This window comes from Falsiphaeobacter marinintestinus (assembly GCF_007923355.1).
GTDB lineage: Bacteria > Pseudomonadota > Alphaproteobacteria > Rhodobacterales > Rhodobacteraceae > Phaeobacter_A > Phaeobacter_A marinintestinus.
Genome location: NZ_VOGO01000003.1, coordinates 312,119 through 329,500, shown reverse-complemented (window position 1 = coordinate 329,500; position 17,382 = coordinate 312,119). Strand labels below are relative to the sequence as shown.

The following is a 17,382-nucleotide window of genomic DNA, read 5'->3' as shown; positions in this document are numbered from 1 at the left end:
CTCTCAGAAAGAACAAAAAGATGACGGACCCTCAAGTCGCAATCATGATGCTCAGCCTGTTTATTGTGCTGGTGCTCTTGGGCTTCCCCATTGCTTTCACCCTGCTCGCGATGGGGGTGGCGTTTGGCTACTATGCCTACTTCAAGGCGGCGCCGGAAACCTTTGGCGATATCTTTGACAACAACATCTTCTACCTGCTGAACCAGAACACCTATTCGGTGATGGAGAACGACACGCTGGTCGCCATCCCGCTGTTCCTGTTCATGGGCTACGTGGTGGAACGCGCCAATATCGTCGACCGGCTGTTTTTCTCGCTCTACATGGCCGCGCGCAACCTGCCGGGCTCGCTTGCGATTGCCGCGCTGTTGACCTGCGCCGTGTTCTCGACCGCCTCTGGCATCGTGGGGGCCGTTGTGACGCTGATGGGGCTGCTGGCCTATCCGGCGATGGCCAATGCGAACTATAACAAATCCTTCGCGTCTGGTGTGATCTGCGCTGGCGGAACGCTTGGCATCCTGATCCCGCCCTCGATCATGCTGATCGTCTATGCCGCGATTGCGGAGCTGTCGCCCCTGCGCCTTTATGCGGCGGCGGTGTTCCCGGGCTTGCTGCTGGCCGGGCTTTATATCGTCTACGTGATGATCCGCGTGACGCTGAACCCGTCGATTGCGCCCAAACCCAACCTTGAAGACGTGCCACCGCCCAAGAAGATCTATCTCGATCTGCTGATCTCCTTCGTGCCGCTGACCGTTCTGATCATGCTGGTTCTGGGGTCCATTCTGGGTGGCCTTGCAACGCCTGCAGAAGCGGCCGCGATGGGCGCATTGGGCGGGCTTGTCCTGGCGGCGATCTATCGGTCGCTGACATGGAAAAAGGTCAAAGAAAGCGTGTTCCTGACCGCCAAGGCCACGGCCATGGTGTGCTGGTTGTTTGTCGGCTCATGGACTTTTGCCAGCGTGTTCTCGGTGCTGGGCGGACATGACATCATCGAACACTGGTTCCTGGCGATGAACCTTCAGCCGTGGCAGTTCCTGGTCATGGCGCAGCTAATCATCTTCCTGCTGGGCTGGCCGCTGGAATGGTCCGAGATCCTGATCATCTTCGTGCCGATCTTCCTGCCGATGCTCGATACTTTCGGCGTGAACCCGTATTTCTTCGCGATGCTGGTGGCGCTGAACCTGCAGACCTCGTTCCTGACGCCGCCCATGGCCATGTCGGCCTATTATCTCAAGGGTGTGCTGAAGAAACAGATCGAACTGATGGAGATCTTCAAGGGCCTCATGCCATACCTTGCGATCGTTATTCTGACGATGGTGCTGATGTATCAGTTCCCCGGTATCGCGCTGTGGTTCCCTGACTATCTGTTTGGCGAGTACATTCCTTAATGGCCGCCAAAGATCATCATCTGCTGACAGCAGAACAGGCGGCGGGCGCAATTCGCGCCGGCCGCCTGTCGTCCGAAGATTACGTAAATGCCTGCCTTGAGTGCATCGGGGACGACCCGCTGAACGCCTGGGCGTTTCTGGATCCGGACATTGCACTGGTACAGGCCCGCGAAATGGATCGTATCCGTAAGGCGGGCAGAGCGGTCGGGGCGCTTCATGGTGTTCCTGTCGGCCTCAAGGATATCGTCGACACACGGTTCATGCCGACCGAACGTGGATCTGGCATCTACAAGGGCCGCAAGCCCGACGCCGACGCCACCATCGTCAATCGCCTGCGCGAGGCGGGCGCGGTGATCATGGGCAAGACCAAAACGACCGAGCTTGCCTTTGTGCACCCCACAGACACCACCAATCCGCATGATCCAACCCGCACGCCGGGGGGGTCGTCCAGCGGATCGGCAGCCGCAGTTGCGGCGCATCACGTCCCGCTGGCGATTGGATCGCAAACCGGCGGGTCTGTGATCCGCCCAGCCTCGTTCTGCGGCACCTATGGGTTCAAGCCGTCGCGCGGTGTGATCGCGCGCACCGGTGTGCTGCAAACGTCCGAAACGCTCGACCATCTGGGCGTCTTCGCGCGCACCCTGAGCGATGTTGCCCTGATAGGAAATGTGATCGGCAGCTATGACCCGCGCGATCCTGCCAGCTTTGCCCGCCCGCGCCCTGACCTTGTGGCCGGTGCCGGGGCCGATGTCCCGGTTGAACCGGATATCGCATGGTTCGACTTTCAGTTTAACGACCTGCTGGATGCCGACGCCCGCGAAGGGCTTGATGCCGTGATCGACGCCCTTGGCCCACGGGTTGAACGCCTGCCGGTGTCCGCCACGCTGACCGGTCTGGTTGATGTCCACATCACGATCCACGAATACGAATTCTGCCAGCATCTGGCTGATCTGATCGAAACCCGCCACAGCGACCTCAGTGATACGTTGCAGGCCGTGATCGTGCGCGGTCAGGCCATCACGCAGGCCGAATACGAAGACGCCATGGCGGTCAAAGCCTCGGCGGATGCGTTCTTCGCCAAACACTATCTCGATTTCGATGCGGTCCTGTCGCCAAGCGCCACGGGTGAGGCACCGTTGCTGGGCGATGGCACGGGCGATCCGATCTTTTGCCGTATCGCCAGCCTGTGCGGCCTGCCTGCCGTAACGCTGCCCCTGCTTGTGGGCGAAAACAATCTGCCAATCGGCGTCCAGCTGTTCGGCGCGGTCGAAGAAGATGATCGCCTGCTGCGCACCGCCAATTGGATGCAAACCACACTTGCCGCTGACGCCTAGGAAAGGATCCAACATGTCCCGCACCACCACAATTGTCGTCGCTTTCATCGGCACAGCCTTGATGATGACGTTTATCATCGGCCTGTCTCATTCGATCTCGACCGGGTTCGCCGGGTTCTGGGGTGGCTTTCCGTTCATGGTCATCGCGATCATCGTCATTTGCATGGCGCTTTATGATTTCTGGGAAGACGCCATTCGGAAGCCCGAGTGATGAAGCGCCCAACGGTCTGGATCCCGCGCCGCTTGTCTGACGCCACCCTTGAACGCGCGCAGGCCGATTATGACTGCATCATCAATTGGGAGGACGGGCTGTCCAGCGCCGATGACCTGATCGCGATGAGCGCCAAGGTCGATGCCGTTATTCCCTGCCACTCCGAACATTTTTCGGCCGAGGTTGCCGCGCAGCTGGATTCCCGGCTTAAGATCATCGCCAACCACTCGGTCGGCGTCGATCACTGCGATCTGCCCGCGCTCAAAGCCCGTGGCATTGCCGTGACCAACACACCCGACGTGCTGTCCGACGCAACGGCGGAAATCGCCATGCTGCTGATGCTGGGGGCCGCCCGCCGCGCCGTCGAAGGCGACGCATTGGTGCGCAGCGGCAATTGGAAAGTCTGGTCGCCCAGCTTCATGGTGGGCAAACAGGTCACCGGCGCCCGGATCGGCATTATCGGAATGGGCCGTGTGGGTCGTGCCTTTGCCGAAAAAGCTCGTGGGTTTGGCATGGATATCCATTACTACAACCGCTCCAGACTGGACCCCGATCTGGAACAGGGCGCAACCTATCACGACAGCATCGACAGTGTGCTGGCCGTGTCTGATTTCCTGTCCCTGCATTGTCCGGCAACGCCCGAAACCACCGGCCTGATGAATGCAGACCGGTTCGCCTTGCTGCCCGATGGCGCGGTCATGGTGAATACCGCGCGCGGAGCTTTGGTCGATGAAGCCGCGCTGATTGATGCGCTGGATTCTGGCAAACTCGCGGGCGCAGGTCTGGATTGCTTTGTCACCGAACCCGGCGGTAACCCACGTTTGTCTGCATATCAGAACGTGTTCATGCTGCCCCACATCGGCAGCGCCACAGTGTCGACCCGCGACGCGATGGGCTTTCGCGCCCTCAACAATCTGGACGCCTTCTTTGCCGGACAGACCCCGGGCGACCTTTTGTGATGCCTTGGGCAACACCCTAAGCGACGCGCGCGACAGCACCGATTGACCACTGCCGCCACCGGGTCATGAATCCCTCCATAGCAACCTGAGCAACCTTGCTTTAGGCTGGCCTCATGTCTGCATTCTGCGCTGCGGCGTAGAACGCATTATTGCGACGTAAAAAGTGGCCCGGTCCGTATTGCGGGCATGACCCTTCATGGCGAGGAGCCCAAGAAGATGCCGCGATTTCTGAGTGTTCTGCTGGTAAGCCTTTTTTGCTCCACCGCGCTTATGGCGCAGGTTCCGGCCAATTGCGCGATCACCGAACGCAGGTCTCCGCCGCGTCAGGTGCTCGAATGCCCCGGTGGGCTGATCGTCGATATCGAAGCCGCCGCACAACTGGGCCTGATTTCCGGCGATCAGGGCAACATCGCCCGCATCACGCTGCAAAGCGGTGCGGTTTTTGTTGAAGTGGATCCCGATGGCAGCAAGCCAATCATCGAAACGCCGCATGCCATCGCCGCCGTTCGCGGCACCGTCTATGTGGTCGATGCACAGGCGGACAGGACGTCGGTCTTCGTGCAACGCGGCGTGGTCAAGGTCAGCAACCGTTCCAGTTCGTCGACCGTGACCCTCAGGGCCGGGCAGGGTGTCGACGTCACGCCGGGCGCCGCGATGGAGTCCAAGACATGGGGCGCGTCCCGGGTCGACGCGCTTCTGGCCCGCTTCGGGCGATGATCACACCCCGGATGCGCCGACTTGTCCTTGCGGGCGCTTTGGCCTGTATCTGGGCGCTTATCCTCGGGATTCCCTATCTGAGGGGGCAAAACACGTGGATAGAGGCCAGCGAATTTGTCTTGCTCGACTGGCGCTATTCAACATTTGGCCCCATCGACCCGCCACAGGATGTTGTGATCGTCGCAATCGACGATGCGACCCTGGCCGGAACGCTGGCCAGCGATGGCGGGCGGCGGCAACTGGCCATGCTGATTGACCAGATCGCCGATGCCGGGGCCAAGGCGCTGGCGCTGAACATCCTTCTGACCGATGCTGGCTCCGATGCAGAAGACGCCGCGCTGCAACGCGCGCTCACCCGCATCCCGTCGGTCGTCGCCGCAGCGGCAGGCAGCCTGACCGAGGGCGACCCCAACCAGATCCCGCGCAGCACCGATGAATTCTGGCCGCGCCCCGGATTTGCCGACGCCGCCAGCACCGCCCTTGTGAATGTGCGCACCGACGGTGACGGTACGCCCCGCTATGTGCCGCTGCTGTTTCTGACCTCGCGCGGGGTGATCCCGTCGATGGCGCTGCAGGCCGCCACATTATTCGGCGGGGTCGAGCCGCGATTTGGGGTCCAGATGCTGACTTTGGGCAACGCCACCATCCCGCTCGAGGCCGGGGCCCGTCTGCCCCTGCGCCTGCGCGGCCCGGCCAGAACCATCCCGACGATTTCGGCCAGCGACATCCTGAACGGTGATGTCTCGGGGGTGACCGGAAAACTGGTTGTCCTTGGCGCCACCGCCACCGGCGTTGGCGATCGGTTTCCAAATCCGTTTGGAGGCGACATGCCCGGGGTCGAGGTGATTGCCACCGCCGTTGCTCAACTCATCGATGGTACCACCCTGCGCCGTGATAGCCGGATAAGGCGCGCTGACCTGTTTGCCTCGGTCTTGCTTGCGGTGATCTGCACGGTGATGGTGCTGCGCCTGCCGTTGTCCTTTGGCGTGCCTTCGGCTGCGTCCTTCCTGCTGCCCTGGATGGGGGCGGTCTGGTTGTTCTTTCCGATGGGGATCTGGATGGGGGCGGCGCTGCCGCTGGCCTCAGCGATCCCGCCCGCCGCCATGGCCGGAGCCTATCGCTACATTCGCGAACGGCGGAACATGGCCCGATCCGCCCGCGCCGTGTCGCAGCTGAAAAAGTTCCAGTCGCCAGAATTTGCTGAGAAAATCGCCGATGATCCTGATTTTCTGATCACCCCTGAAACCCGGGATCTGGTGGTGCTGTTTGTTGATCTTGCCGGGTTCACCGGGCTGTCGCAGATCCTTGGCCCCGAAGGCACCCAGGATCTGTTGAAGCAGTTTCATGGCCGGGTCGCGTCAACCGTCGCGCCGCACGGCGGGATCATCATCAACTATATGGGCGATGGCGCGCTGGTCATATTCGGCGCAACAGACGATGCGCCCGACCCCTACATAGCAGGATGTCGCGCGGGCTTTGAGCTGATCGGGCGGATCGGCGCGATGGGCACAGACATGCATCTGGCGGATCCGCTGGACAGCCGCGTTGGCGTGCATTCGGGCCCGATTGTCCTGTCGCGTCTGGGGGATGATCGCCAGCAACAGCTTTCGGTCGCGGGCGATGCTGTGAACCTGGCCAGCCGTTTGCTTGAGATGGCCAAGGCGCAGGGCATGAACATGGCAGTCACCGAAACTGTGATCGCGCAGTTAACCGATCTTGACCTGCCGCCACCCAACCACACCGGGGCGTATCCGGTCAGGGGCCGCGAAGGCGAGGTCAAGATTTTGTTCTGGGACGTTTCCCTAACCTGATTTGACCGGAACTGGCCGGGCTATCACCGATCAAAGAAAAACCCCCGCGCACGGGCGCAGGGGCGGGACTATTTCGGCAAAATCAGGGGTCGGATCGGCCGGGTTACGCGCCCCACGAGCGGGTGACACCGCAATCCATGTGGACAAAGTTCGACCGCGAATAGCGGCCAACACCGCCGGCGCTGCATTTCTGGGCGGCGCGGGCCATCTGGGTGACCGACCGCGACGACAGACGCAGATCTGCGGCCTGACCCTTCATGTGCAGAGAATTCTTGGCAACCCCACGCGAGCGCGAGCGCAGCATGGCGTTGGTCTGTGGGCTGCGATAGCCCGACAGCAACATATAGGGTTCGTTCACACCCATCAGATTGTGCGATGCCGCCATGATGTCGATGGTACGCAGGTCGATGGTTTTCAGCTGATCATTGCGCCAGTCGCGCATGAAGTGCGAAATCTGTTTCGACGCTTCTTTAATGTATTCACCTTCGATCCAATAGATCATATCGATCCGTTCGCCGGTGCGGCCCGAATACATACGGATGCGGCGGATGTCGCCTGCGCCGCGCAAAAAGCCTGCTGCATTAGAGAATGTAGGTGCTGCGGTCACTGCCGTAGCTGCGAATGCGCCCAAAAGGGCACGCCGGGTGAACCCGGTACTTGAGTGGTCTGCCATGTGTCTTGCGTCGTCCCGTACGCTATGAGTCCTGCCTGCGCCCGATGTTACGAGCATATTTTCTGCATCCATCCCCGGATGGCCTTTTGATACGACAACTCGAATCGCAAACCAAGGGCCGAATGCTTTGTGTTTTAAGTACAACCGATTTTCGGCAATTTTTTGCGCAAAAGGGGAGAAACATCCAATTTTCCCCCTATCCCGATGCAAACCCGCACCATCACAATGGGTGCGGGGTCTGCTGATGGAAAAGTGAGTGGACTTTCCAATGGTCGCTCGGGAAACATTAAAATTAACTTTTGCCATTTGACAAATTTCGTTGAGTTCAAGGACTGCCATATGACCTCTCTGTCGTTCACCCTTCGCCGCGTCCGGACCTTTGTACAGGTTTGCGCTGTCGGAGCGGCCTTTGTGCTGGCTCCGGGGGGTGGGTCGGCGCAGGTGACTGCGTATAAACAGGCCATCGCCGAAGCAGCCTATGGGAACGCGTCGGTCGCCGCCTTTTATCGCGACAACGGATACCAGCCGATCTGGACCGGGACAGGTGATCAGGACCGGGCCCGCCGCGCCGCGTTGCTGGATGCCTTGCGCGGGGTCGAGGTGCATGGCCTGCCGCAACGCCGCTATGATGTTGATGGCCTGATCGACCAGATGTCGACAGTGCGCACCACCCGCGATCTGGGCATGGTCGAAGTCGAACTATCCAAGCTGTTTGTCCGCTATGCCCATGACATTCAGACCGGCATCCTGACGCCATCAAAGGTCGACAGTGACATCAAGCGCGAGGTGCCTGTGCGCGACTCGCAGGTGTATCTGCAAGAGATGGCCGCGTCCGAACCGCAGGCCTATATCCGCAACCTGCCACCCAACACCGCCGAATACCGCGCCCTGATGAAGGAAAAGCTGCGGCTTGAACGTCTTGTTGCCTCGGGCGGTTGGGGCAAGGCCGTACCGGTTGGCAAACTGCAGCCGGGTCAAAGCGGCATTGCTGTAATATCGCTTCGCAACCGTTTGATAAATATGGGATACCTCAGACGCTCGGCGACGCGCACCTACGATGCTGAAATGGAAAAAGCCGTGCTGCGGTTTCAGGCAGCACATGGGATGGAAGAAGACGGTGTCGCCGGTGCTGGCACCATCAAGCAGATCAACGTCCCGGCCAGTGATCGCCTGAAATCAGTGGTTGTGGCGATGGAGCGTGAGCGCTGGCTGAACCATGAACGCGGCGACCGGCATATCCTTGTGAACCAGACCGATTTTTCGGCCCGCATCGTCGATCAGGGCCGCGTGACCTTTGAAACCCGCTCGGTGATCGGCAAGAACACCGGCGACCGCCGCACACCTGAATTTTCCGACGTCATGGAACACATGGTGATCAATCCTAGCTGGTATGTGCCACGCTCGATCATCGTCAAAGAATACCTGCCCAAGCTGCGGGCCAATCCGAACGCCGTCGGTCACCTTGAAATCACCGACAGCCGGGGGCGCCGCATCAGCCGCTCTTCTGCCAATTTTGCGGGCTATTCCAGCCGCAGTTTCCCTTACGCCATGCGCCAGCCCCCGGGGCCCAAAAACGCGCTTGGCCTGGTCAAGTTCATCTTTCCGAACAAATACAACATCTACCTGCATGACACGCCGCAAAAACACCTGTTTGAACGCGAAGTCCGGGCCTTTTCGCACGGCTGCATCCGTCTGGCTCAGCCGTTCGAATTTGCCTATGCGCTGCTGTCTCTGCAGTCTGACACCCCCGAACGCGACTTTCACCGCATTCTCGACAGCGGTCAGGAAACCCGGGTCGAACTGGAACAACCCATTCCGGTCCACCTGATCTATCGCACCGCCTTCACCAATACCGAAGGCCGCGCCGAGTATCGCGCCGATGTCTATGGTCGTGACGGCAAGGTCTGGGAGGCTCTGTCGCGGGCAGGGGTGGCTCTTGACTCTGTTCAGGGGTAAGCACTGACTCCGAAAAACCAAGGCGGAGTCACAGCATGACATACACGATCGCACAGATCGCTCAGGCGCTTGGGGCCGAGGCCCATGGCGACCTCTCGCTGACCATATCACGACCGGCCGAACCTGCGATGGCGGGGCCGGATGATCTGGCGCTGGCCATGTCTCCGAAATACGCCGAAACCTTGGGCCAGGGATCGGCCCGCGCGGCGCTGGTCTGGCCGGGGGCCGATTGGCAGGCCATGGGCCTTCAGGCGGCGATCATCACGCCACGCCCGCGCCGCAGCATGGCGGGCCTTACCGCCTTGATCGATCCGGGGCAGGGCTTTGGCGACGGCATACACCCCTCTGCGGTCATCGACCCCACCGCCGAACTGGGTGCAAACGTGTCTGTCGGACCGCTTGCCGTCGTCGGGCCGGGGGCCCGTATCGGTGCAGGGTCGGTCATCGGTCCGCAGTGTTTCATCGGGGCCGACGTTGTGCTGGGTGAAAACGCATATTTGCGCGAAATGGTCAGCATAGGCGCGCGCGCCCAGATCGGTGACCGCCTGATCGTGCAGCCCGGGGCTCGTATCGGCGCCGACGGGTTTTCCTTTGTTACCCCGGAAGTGTCGGGTGTTGAAAACGCCCGCAAGACGCTCGGCGATCAGGGCGAGGCGCAGGCGCAAAGCTGGATGCGGATCCATTCGCTGGGCGCTGTCACCATCGGTGACGATGTCGAAATCGGTGCCAACTGCACGATCGACAATGGCACCATCCGCGACACCCAGATCGGGTCGGGCAGCAAGCTCGATAACCTGGTCCATATCGGCCACAACACCGTTGTCGGGCGCGACTGCCTGCTGTGTGGGCAAAGCGGTATTTCGGGGTCGGTCCAAATCGGCAACAATGTTGTTCTGGGCGGGCAAACCGGCGTCGTGGACAATATCTTCATCGGCGACGGCGCGGTCGTGGCTGGCGGCAGCAAGGTGCTGTCCAATGTACCGGCAGGCCGTGTATTGATGGGCTATCCGGCGGTCAAAATGGAAACCCATACCGAGATCTACAAGGCGCAGCGCCGTCTGCCGCGCCTGATGCGCCAGTTTGATGAGTTGAAAAAGGCTGTTTCCAAACTTGGACCCAGCGAGTAAATCAGCGCCAACGCGTCAGATCAGAGGGTCCCCATGAGCATTCGTGACAAGGTCATCGCTATCATTGCCGAACAGGCTGTTCTTGAGCCGTCCGACGTGACCATGGACAGCACGTTGGAAAGCCTTGGCATCGACAGTCTGGGTCTGGTCGAAAGCATCTTCGCCATCGAAGAAGAATTCGACATCACGATCCCGTTCAACGCGAACGAGCCTGACAAAAGCGATTTCGACATCACCAATGTCGCCGCCATCGTGGCGGGTATCGAAAAGCTTACTGCTGAAAAAACCTGACCGGACAGGGCGGGAACACCACCATGAAGCGCGTCGTTATCACCGGAGCAGGCTCGATCAACGCTCTGGGCCATTCTGCCCCCGACACGATGGAGGCCATGCGCGAAGGTCGCTGTGGCATTGGCGAGCTTGAGTTTCGCGATGTCGACCGGCTTGCCATCAAGATCGGCGGCCAGGTGCGCGGGTTCGAAGCCGAAGGCCGCTTCAACCGCCAGCAGATGACGCTGTATGACCGGTTCACCCAGTTCACGCTGACCGCCGCCAAGGAAGCCATCGCGCAGTCGGGCATCGAATTTCACGGTGACATGTCGGCGCGGTCCGGCGTGGTGCTGGGCACCGCCGGGGGCGGCGTCAGCACGTGGGACGACAATTACCGCTCGGTCTATGAGGACGGTAAAAACCGGGTTCACCCCTTCGTCGTGCCCAAGCTGATGAACAACGCCGCCGCCAGCCACGTGTCGATGGAATACAACCTCAAAGGCCCGTCCTTTACCGTTTCAACCGCCTGTGCGTCTTCCAATCATGCGATGGCGCTGGCATTTCAGATGGTGCGATCCGGCGCGGCCCCGGCCATGCTGACAGGCGGGTCTGAATCCATGCTGTGCTTTGGCGGCGTCAAGGCGTGGGAAGGCTTGCGGGTCATGTCCAAAGACGCCTGCCGCCCGTTCAGTGCCAACCGCAATGGCATGGTGCAGGGCGAAGGTGCGGGCATCTTCGTGTTCGAAGACTATGACCACGCCAAAAACCGCGGTGCCGATATCCTGTGCGAGGTCGCAGGCTTTGCCATGTCGTCCGATGCCTCTGACATCGTGATGCCCTCAAAGCAGGGCGCGGCGCGGGCCATGGCCGGGGCGCTGGCCGATGCCGGGATCAACGCCAGCGACGTCGGCTATGTGAACGCCCACGGCACTGGCACGGCCGCCAATGACAAAACCGAATGCGCCGCCGTGGCCGATGTGTTCGGCCCCCACGCTGACAACCTGATGATCTCATCGACCAAGTCGATGCACGGCCACCTGATCGGCGGCACCGGCGCTGTCGAACTCCTGGCCTGTATCATGGCGCTGCGCGACGGCGTGATCGCGCCGACCATCGGCTATGAAGAACCCGACCCCGAATGCGCGTTGGATGTTGTCCCGAACGAGGCACGAGACGCGAATGTCGACGTCGTCCTGTCCAATGCCTTTGCCTTTGGCGGCCTGAACGCGGTTTTGGCCCTGCGCAAAGTGTAGCCCCGGCAAAAAAAGAACCGCCGGCCATGCCGACGGTTCCCATTTACGTCACAAATCGCAAAGATCAGTTGTTCTGAACAACGTCCACAGCGTTATACCCGGCAGTGAAGCCCGACAGCGACAGTTCCAGATTGATCTGCTGATCCGGTGCCGGTGCAGGCACCAGCGTCAGCACAGCTTTGCTGCCCTTTTTGAACGCGGCGATGTCTTCTGCTGTCAAACCGATTTGGGCGATACAGCCAATCGGGTTGCAGAAGGAATAATTGTACCGTTTGCCCGCCGCGTTATCGACCGCGATGGTCAGCTGGGCTGGCAAAAGCGTTTCCAGGGGCACGATGATGGTCGCCCCGGCGACCGCCTGACCGCCACCTTCCAGACGAAACAGCGAAAACTCGGCCATCGGGTTGCCATCCGAACCATTCAGGATCTGCAATAGCGAACAGGGGTCTGTTTCCGCCTCGGTCTTGATGCAGGCCAGATCCCAGTCGCCATGCGTGGCTTTTGAATACCGCTCACCCAGCTGCGGCCCGTCATTGACAGGCTGTCCCAGGTCCAGAAGGTTTTCGTTCTTGGGTGCATCGCTTTCAGCTTCGGTGGTCTCGGCTGTGTCAGATGCGGTGTCTTGTGCCAGAACCGGTGTGCTCAGCGCGACCAGCGCGGCAACGGAAAGTGCACTCAGGGATTTCAACATCGATAAAAACTTCCTGCTGTTGGGCTGCTTTCGGCTGCTTTATCATGCTCGTAAAGCGGTGTCAGTGGCAATTCAGACCTGTCGCGATCAAATCCCGGTAAGGATCAGAAGACGGCAAGAAAAAAGGGAGCGAACCGCTCCCTTTTCCCAATAGTCTTCTCCCCGTCGGACTCGCCGACTTATTATGCCGCAACGTTACGAGAGCGGCTGCGACAAATCAACAGGTAACCTGAAAAAAATCCTGCGGATCCGGGAGGCTGGCCGATTGTTCCCAACAGCAGTCTTTGAAAAAAAGGCCGTACCCGCGGGCACGGCCAGTCTGACAGGGAGGAAGTCTGCCCACCCCGCAGGAAGAGCGCGTGGCGGGCAAAAATGACTATGGCAGTCAAAGGTTAACTTTGTATGGTCGGGGCGAATAACCAAGATCAAGAAGGGGCAGCAGAATGGACGGCAAGGTTTTTGTGGGTGGCGGCGGAGAAGACTATGGCACACAGCAGGGGCTGTCGCTCAAATATGCCAACCGTCACGGTCTGATCGCCGGGGCCACAGGAACCGGAAAGACCGTCACGCTGCAGATCCTGGCCGAAGGGTTTTCCGACGCGGGCGTGCCGGTGTTCCTGTCAGATGTGAAAGGCGACCTGTCCGGTCTGGCAAAGTCCGGCACGTTTGAACACAAACTGCACGAGGCCTTTACCAAACGCGCCGCAACCATCGGCTTCACCGACTATTCCTATCGCGCCAGCCCGGTCACCTTCTGGGATCTGTTTGGCGAACAGGGTCACCCGGTCCGCACCACGGTGGCCGAAATGGGCCCCTTGCTGCTGGCGCGCCTGCTGGAACTGAGCGAGGCACAGGAAGGCATCCTGAACATCGCGTTCCGCCTTGCGGACGAACAGGGCATGCCGCTACTTGACCTCAAGGATCTGCAGGCGCTGCTGGTCTGGGTCGGGGAAAGCCGCGCGGATCTTTCCTTGCGCTATGGCAATATCTCGACCGCCTCGATCGGTGCGATCCAGCGCCGCCTGCTGGTCATTGAAAATCAGGGCGCCAACCGTCTGTTTGGCGAACCCGCGCTCGACCTTGCCGACCTGATGCGCACAGATGCAGACGGGCGCGGCATGATCAACATCCTGGCGTCTGACCAGCTGATGGCAGCGCCGGGGCTTTATGCAACGTTCCTGCTCTGGCTGCTCAGCGAATTGTTCGAAGAACTGCCCGAGGTCGGCGACCCCGACAAACCCAAACTGGTGTTCTTCTTTGACGAAGCACATCTGCTGTTCGATGACGCCCCCAAGGCCTTGGTCGACAAGGTCGAACAGGTCGCCCGCCTGATCCGCTCCAAAGGCGTCGGGGTCTATTTCGTGACCCAGAACCCGGCAGACATTCCCGAAGACATCCTTGGACAGCTTGGCAACCGCGTCCAGCACGCCCTGCGTGCGTTCACCGCCAAAGATCGCAAGAACCTGAAGCTGGCCGCCGAAACCTATCGCGAAAACCCCCACTTTTCGACCGAAGAGGCCATTCGCGAAGTCGGCGTCGGCGAAGCCATCACCTCGATGCTGCAGAAAAAAGGCGTGCCCGGCATCGTCGAACGTACCCTGATCCGCCCGCCATCCTCTCAACTCGGTCCGCTCAGCAAAGCCGACCGCAAGGCACATCTGGCAGGCTCGGATCTTTCGGGCAAATACGACACCACGCTGGATCGTCACTCCGCCTTTGAAATCCTCGCCAAACGCGCCGAAGACGCGGCGAAACAGGCCGAGGTCGCCGAAGAACAGGCCGAAGATCTGGAACCGGCCCAGCGCGAATACAATGCAGGACGGCGATATTCCGGCACCCGCGTCACGCGCTCCACCTCGCGCAGTACACGCAAAACCGACACGTTCGGAACTGCGCTGACCGAGGCTGTGATCAAGGAACTGAAAGGCACCACAGGCCGCCGCCTTGTCCGCGGCATCCTTGGTGGCCTATTCAAAGGGCGCTAAAAAGGGGGCGCTGCCCCCCGGCCTGTGGCCTCCCCCCGGGGTATTTTGAAACAAGAAAGAAGCAGGATCGGGTTTGGGCTTCTTTCTTGTTTCATACACCCCGGGGGAGCCGCGCAGCGGCGGGGGCAGAGCCCCTATTTTTCCGGGATCAACCCACGCGGCGAGAACCGCAGAACCAGCAGCAGGATAAGCCCCATGGTGAACAGCCGCATATGTGCCGCGCTGTCCAGCAAGTGCTGGCGCAGCCAGTTGTCGTCGGCCATGCCGGACGTGACCAGCTGCATCAGCCATAGCCCAATGGGTTCAACCTGAACCCAAAGCAGCCAGATCAGTAACCCGCCCAGAACCGCGCCGAAATTGTTGCCTGATCCGCCGACGATCACCATCACCCAGATCAGGAACGTAAAGCGCAAGGGCTGATAGGTCCCGGGCGTCAACTGTCCGTCCAGCGTTGTCATCATCGCCCCGGCAAACCCGCATACGGCCGATCCCAGAACGAACACCTGCAGGTGGCGGCGGGTGACATCCTTGCCCATTGCTTCGGCGGCGACTTCGTTGTCACGAATGGCACGCATCATCCGGCCCCATGGGCTTTTCAACGCCATCTGCGCCATCCAGAGCAGCACCAGCAGGCAGATCACGAACAGCACCGTATAGCCGAGCTTGACATAGAGCGTCGATGCTGTGACCGGCTCCAGCCCCAACGACGCCGCCCATTCGACAAAGCCCGGATCGCCCTGCAGGTCGATCTCTTTCGGGACCGGACGGGGCAGGCCATTGACGTTCTTGACGCCGCGGGCCAGCCAGTCCTCGTTCTTCATCACCGCGATGATGATCTCGGCAATGCCCAGCGTGGCGATGGCCAGGTAATCCGACCTCAGCCCCAGCGCCGTCTTGCCAATCAGCCAGGCGGCGCCGGCGGCCAGCAACGCGCCGACAGGCCAGGCCATCAGCACGGGCAGACCCAGACCGCCCAGATACCCGGTACTGGCCGGGTTCACCGCCTCGACAGCTGCAACACCGGAATCAAACACCGCGCGATACAGGAAGAACCCGCCGACAAGGATCACCAGCATGGCTATGACCCGCGTCCGCCCGGCCAGTCGCCCATAGGCAAGGACAGCCGCCACAACCGTGGCCGCGCCCAGGATCAGGCCAAGAACCACCCGGGTACCACCCGCCGCCCAGGCCTCGGTCACCGGCGGCATCGAGGTCAGAACGACCGCAAGCCCACCCAGCGCCACAAAGCCCATGACGCCGACGTTGAACAACCCGGCAAACCCCCATTGCAGGTTCACCCCGATCGCCATGATCGCCGACACCAACCCCATGTTCAGGATCAGCAGCGCCGAGTTCCAGCTTTGCATCATGCCGGTGGCCACGATCATGCCGGCAACAATCGCGAACAGGATCGTATTCTTGAGCATCTCGTTCATACCGATTTCCCCTTGAAGAGGCCCGTGGGCTTGAACAGCAGCACGATCAGCAGGATGACAAAGCTGACGGCAAATTTATAGTCCGTACTCAAAAGCTGAACCAACCCGGACGGTTCCAGGCTTTCCGGCATCAGGTATTTCAGCACCTTCTTCCACGCATAGGTGATCGTGACCTCGGAGAACGCAATCACAAACCCACCTGCAATCGCGCCCAGCGGATTGCCCAGACCACCAACAATGGCCGAGGCAAAGATCGGCAGCAGCAACTGGAAATACACGAAGGGTTTGAACGACTTGTCCAGCCCGTACAGCACCCCGGCCACCGTCGCCAGCGCCGCCACGATCAGCCAAGTATACATCACCACGCGTTCCGGGTTGATGCCCGACAGCAGCGCCAGATCTTCGTTATCCGAATAAGCCCGCATCGACTTGCCCGTGCGGGTCCGGTTCAGGAACCAGAACAGCAAAGCCACGGCGATCACTGCGACAACCACCGTTATGCCTTGCGATGTCTTGATCGCCAGGCCTTCTTTCAGACCGGTCATTGCCTTGAAGTCGCGCGCCGAGATAATGAACCGTTCGCCATCCGCAAAGCGCTGGTCGTTGGGCCCGATGATAAACCGGACCAGCCCGTTCATGATGAACATCACACCCATCGAAACGATCACCAAGATCACCGGTTTGGCCTTTTGGTCTCGATAGAACCTGTACACGATCCGGTCGGTCAACAGCACCAGCGCCATACAGCCCAGTATGGCAAAGGGCAGGGCCAGCAGGGCGGTCGGCAACGGCCCAAGGCCTACGCCCATTGACTGGAACCACCACGTCACCATCACCGCGATCATCGCGCCAAACGCCATGGTGTCACCGTGCGCAAAATTCGAGAACCTGAGGATCCCGTAAATCAGCGTCACCCCCAGCGCACCCAGAGCCAATTGGCTGCCATAGGCGATAGCAGGGACAATGACAAAGTTGGACAGCGCCACGATGGCGTTCAAAAGATCCATTAGCTTGCATCACCTTTCCGACACGTCATTCGAAGTGTCTCGTAAACTGTTGCGCCTTGTTCGTCAGAGTAGCCGACCAGGTAAAGCGCCCGTCCGTCCGGCCCAACGATCAGCTCTTTGACCTGGCTTTCAAAAATGTCGAAGCCGGCCCGGTGTTTATAAAAACCACTGAATTGAACATCGGTATGAGGGTTCCACCAGTGGAATACGCCCTGATACCCTTCGGGAAAATTCTCTTGTGCCGATTTGGTGATCCAAAGAGTAAACTGTCTGGTTGCACCGGGTATGACCAGCGTTCCAATCAAGGCATCCGCTTCAAGCTGGCACGCATAAATGACGTTCGCTTCGTGTGGTTCGCCAACCGGCGCAAAGGCTTGGGCAGTGGTTGCGAAACACGATACGACCAGACAGGCCAAATTCGGCCAGCCCCTCAATGCAGACGCTTTACCCGCCCCACGTCTGGCCGCCTCTTGGGACGCCAGCGAAACCGCGAAAGGCAAAGCCTTGCCGCGCCGGGGGGGGCGGTTACGCGGATGACATGCACGAAACGGTGCGGCACGCAGGGTT

Annotated in this window: 16 protein-coding genes; 11 read left to right on the top strand and 5 right to left on the bottom strand. The window is 60.4% G+C overall.

Going from position 1 to position 17,382, the window contains the following annotated elements; translation table 11 throughout:
* Positions 1-20: 20 nt before the first annotated feature.
* The 6 genes from FOY56_RS08800 (at position 21) to FOY56_RS08775 (ending at position 6,417) form a co-directional block, all read left to right on the top strand.
* Positions 21-1,385, top strand: coding sequence for a TRAP transporter large permease (locus tag FOY56_RS08800; protein WP_146345465.1), 1,365 nt, complete (start codon positions 21-23; stop codon positions 1,383-1,385).
* Positions 1,385-2,719, top strand: a complete 1,335-nt coding sequence (locus FOY56_RS08795; RefSeq protein WP_146345464.1) for an amidase — start codon at positions 1,385-1,387, stop codon at positions 2,717-2,719. Before FOY56_RS08800 ends, FOY56_RS08795 begins: the two co-directional genes overlap by 1 nt.
* Positions 2,720-2,732: 13 nt before the next feature.
* Complete coding sequence (locus FOY56_RS08790) at positions 2,733-2,930, top strand: DUF2244 domain-containing protein (protein ID WP_146345463.1); 198 nt, start codon at positions 2,733-2,735, stop codon at positions 2,928-2,930.
* Positions 2,930-3,889 (top strand): 2-hydroxyacid dehydrogenase, encoded by a 960-nt coding sequence (locus FOY56_RS08785; RefSeq protein ID WP_146345462.1) that lies wholly within the window; start codon positions 2,930-2,932, stop codon positions 3,887-3,889. The genes FOY56_RS08790 and FOY56_RS08785 overlap by 1 nt, the downstream gene beginning before the upstream one ends.
* A 216-nt stretch (positions 3,890-4,105) precedes the next feature.
* A complete protein-coding gene (locus FOY56_RS08780; RefSeq protein WP_186766284.1) occupies positions 4,106-4,606 on the top strand; it encodes a FecR domain-containing protein in 501 nt (166 codons plus the stop codon).
* Positions 4,558-6,417 (top strand): CHASE2 domain-containing protein, encoded by a 1,860-nt coding sequence (locus tag FOY56_RS08775; protein ID WP_146345460.1) that lies wholly within the window; start codon positions 4,558-4,560, stop codon positions 6,415-6,417. The genes FOY56_RS08780 and FOY56_RS08775 overlap by 49 nt, the downstream gene beginning before the upstream one ends.
* 103 nt (positions 6,418-6,520) lie before the next feature.
* Here FOY56_RS08775 and mepK read toward each other — a convergent pair whose 3' ends face one another.
* Positions 6,521-7,090 carry a peptidoglycan L,D-endopeptidase MepK gene (gene mepK, locus FOY56_RS08770; protein WP_146345459.1) on the bottom strand — a complete coding sequence of 190 codons (570 nt, stop codon included), beginning with the start codon at positions 7,088-7,090 and terminating at the stop codon, positions 6,521-6,523.
* Between the two features lie 339 nt (positions 7,091-7,429).
* Here mepK and FOY56_RS08765 point away from each other — a divergent pair, with 339 nt between their 5' ends.
* From FOY56_RS08765 to FOY56_RS08750, 4 genes are read left to right on the top strand one after another with little or no spacing between them, the layout of a single operon-like run.
* Complete coding sequence (locus FOY56_RS08765) at positions 7,430-9,046, top strand: L,D-transpeptidase family protein (RefSeq protein ID WP_146345458.1); 1,617 nt, start codon at positions 7,430-7,432, stop codon at positions 9,044-9,046.
* Between the two features lie 35 nt (positions 9,047-9,081).
* Positions 9,082-10,173, top strand: a complete 1,092-nt coding sequence (gene lpxD / locus FOY56_RS08760) for a UDP-3-O-(3-hydroxymyristoyl)glucosamine N-acyltransferase (RefSeq protein ID WP_146345457.1) — start codon at positions 9,082-9,084, stop codon at positions 10,171-10,173.
* Positions 10,174-10,206: 33 nt separating this feature from the next.
* On the top strand, positions 10,207-10,464 hold the full coding sequence (locus FOY56_RS08755; RefSeq protein WP_146345456.1) for an acyl carrier protein: 258 nt from the start codon (positions 10,207-10,209) through the stop codon (positions 10,462-10,464).
* Positions 10,465-10,487: 23 nt separating this feature from the next.
* Entirely contained in the window at positions 10,488-11,696 is a 1,209-nt protein-coding gene (locus FOY56_RS08750; RefSeq protein ID WP_146345455.1) for a beta-ketoacyl-[acyl-carrier-protein] synthase family protein, read from the top strand.
* Positions 11,697-11,760: 64 nt separating this feature from the next.
* Here FOY56_RS08750 and FOY56_RS08745 read toward each other — a convergent pair whose 3' ends face one another.
* On the bottom strand, positions 11,761-12,387 hold the full coding sequence (locus tag FOY56_RS08745; RefSeq protein ID WP_146345454.1) for an invasion associated locus B family protein: 627 nt from the start codon (positions 12,385-12,387) through the stop codon (positions 11,761-11,763).
* Between the two features lie 443 nt (positions 12,388-12,830).
* On the opposite strand from FOY56_RS08745, the gene FOY56_RS08740 reads away from it, so the two are divergent.
* Complete coding sequence (locus FOY56_RS08740) at positions 12,831-14,372, top strand: helicase HerA-like domain-containing protein (RefSeq protein ID WP_146345453.1); 1,542 nt, start codon at positions 12,831-12,833, stop codon at positions 14,370-14,372.
* 134 nt (positions 14,373-14,506) lie between these two features.
* On the opposite strand, the gene FOY56_RS08735 is transcribed toward FOY56_RS08740, so the two are convergent.
* Genes FOY56_RS08735 through FOY56_RS08725 form a run of 3 tightly spaced genes read right to left on the bottom strand, consistent with a single transcriptional unit; the run spans position 14,507 to position 17,231 of the window.
* Positions 14,507-15,808, bottom strand: coding sequence for a branched-chain amino acid ABC transporter permease (locus FOY56_RS08735; RefSeq protein ID WP_146345452.1), 1,302 nt, complete (start codon positions 15,806-15,808; stop codon positions 14,507-14,509).
* On the bottom strand, positions 15,805-16,815 hold the full coding sequence (locus FOY56_RS08730; RefSeq protein WP_146345451.1) for a branched-chain amino acid ABC transporter permease: 1,011 nt from the start codon (positions 16,813-16,815) through the stop codon (positions 15,805-15,807). The genes FOY56_RS08735 and FOY56_RS08730 overlap by 4 nt, the downstream gene beginning before the upstream one ends.
* Positions 16,815-17,231: a hypothetical protein gene (locus FOY56_RS08725; protein ID WP_146345450.1), complete on the bottom strand. Its 417-nt coding sequence runs from the start codon at positions 17,229-17,231 to the stop codon at positions 16,815-16,817. Before FOY56_RS08725 ends, FOY56_RS08730 begins: the two co-directional genes overlap by 1 nt.
* Between the last annotated feature and the right edge of the window lie 151 nt (positions 17,232-17,382).

What these genes read in the sequence shown, in the direction of transcription:
- FOY56_RS08800 (WP_146345465.1), top strand. Translation starts at nt 21, where the DNA reads ATGACGGACCCTCAAGTCGCAATCATGATGCTCAGCCTGTTTATTGTG.
- FOY56_RS08795 (WP_146345464.1), top strand. Translation starts at nt 1,385, where the DNA reads ATGGCCGCCAAAGATCATCATCTGCTGACAGCAGAACAGGCGGCGGGC.
- FOY56_RS08790 (WP_146345463.1), top strand. Translation starts at nt 2,733, where the DNA reads ATGTCCCGCACCACCACAATTGTCGTCGCTTTCATCGGCACAGCCTTG.
- FOY56_RS08785 (WP_146345462.1), top strand. Translation starts at nt 2,930, where the DNA reads ATGAAGCGCCCAACGGTCTGGATCCCGCGCCGCTTGTCTGACGCCACC.
- FOY56_RS08780 (WP_186766284.1), top strand. Translation starts at nt 4,106, where the DNA reads ATGCCGCGATTTCTGAGTGTTCTGCTGGTAAGCCTTTTTTGCTCCACC.
- FOY56_RS08775 (WP_146345460.1), top strand. Translation starts at nt 4,558, where the DNA reads ATGGGGCGCGTCCCGGGTCGACGCGCTTCTGGCCCGCTTCGGGCGATG.
- mepK (WP_146345459.1), bottom strand. Translation starts at nt 7,090, where the DNA reads ATGGCAGACCACTCAAGTACCGGGTTCACCCGGCGTGCCCTTTTGGGC.
- FOY56_RS08765 (WP_146345458.1), top strand. Translation starts at nt 7,430, where the DNA reads ATGACCTCTCTGTCGTTCACCCTTCGCCGCGTCCGGACCTTTGTACAG.
- lpxD (WP_146345457.1), top strand. Translation starts at nt 9,082, where the DNA reads ATGACATACACGATCGCACAGATCGCTCAGGCGCTTGGGGCCGAGGCC.
- FOY56_RS08755 (WP_146345456.1), top strand. Translation starts at nt 10,207, where the DNA reads ATGAGCATTCGTGACAAGGTCATCGCTATCATTGCCGAACAGGCTGTT.
- FOY56_RS08750 (WP_146345455.1), top strand. Translation starts at nt 10,488, where the DNA reads ATGAAGCGCGTCGTTATCACCGGAGCAGGCTCGATCAACGCTCTGGGC.
- FOY56_RS08745 (WP_146345454.1), bottom strand. Translation starts at nt 12,387, where the DNA reads ATGTTGAAATCCCTGAGTGCACTTTCCGTTGCCGCGCTGGTCGCGCTG.
- FOY56_RS08740 (WP_146345453.1), top strand. Translation starts at nt 12,831, where the DNA reads ATGGACGGCAAGGTTTTTGTGGGTGGCGGCGGAGAAGACTATGGCACA.
- FOY56_RS08735 (WP_146345452.1), bottom strand. Translation starts at nt 15,808, where the DNA reads ATGAACGAGATGCTCAAGAATACGATCCTGTTCGCGATTGTTGCCGGC.
- FOY56_RS08730 (WP_146345451.1), bottom strand. Translation starts at nt 16,815, where the DNA reads ATGGATCTTTTGAACGCCATCGTGGCGCTGTCCAACTTTGTCATTGTC.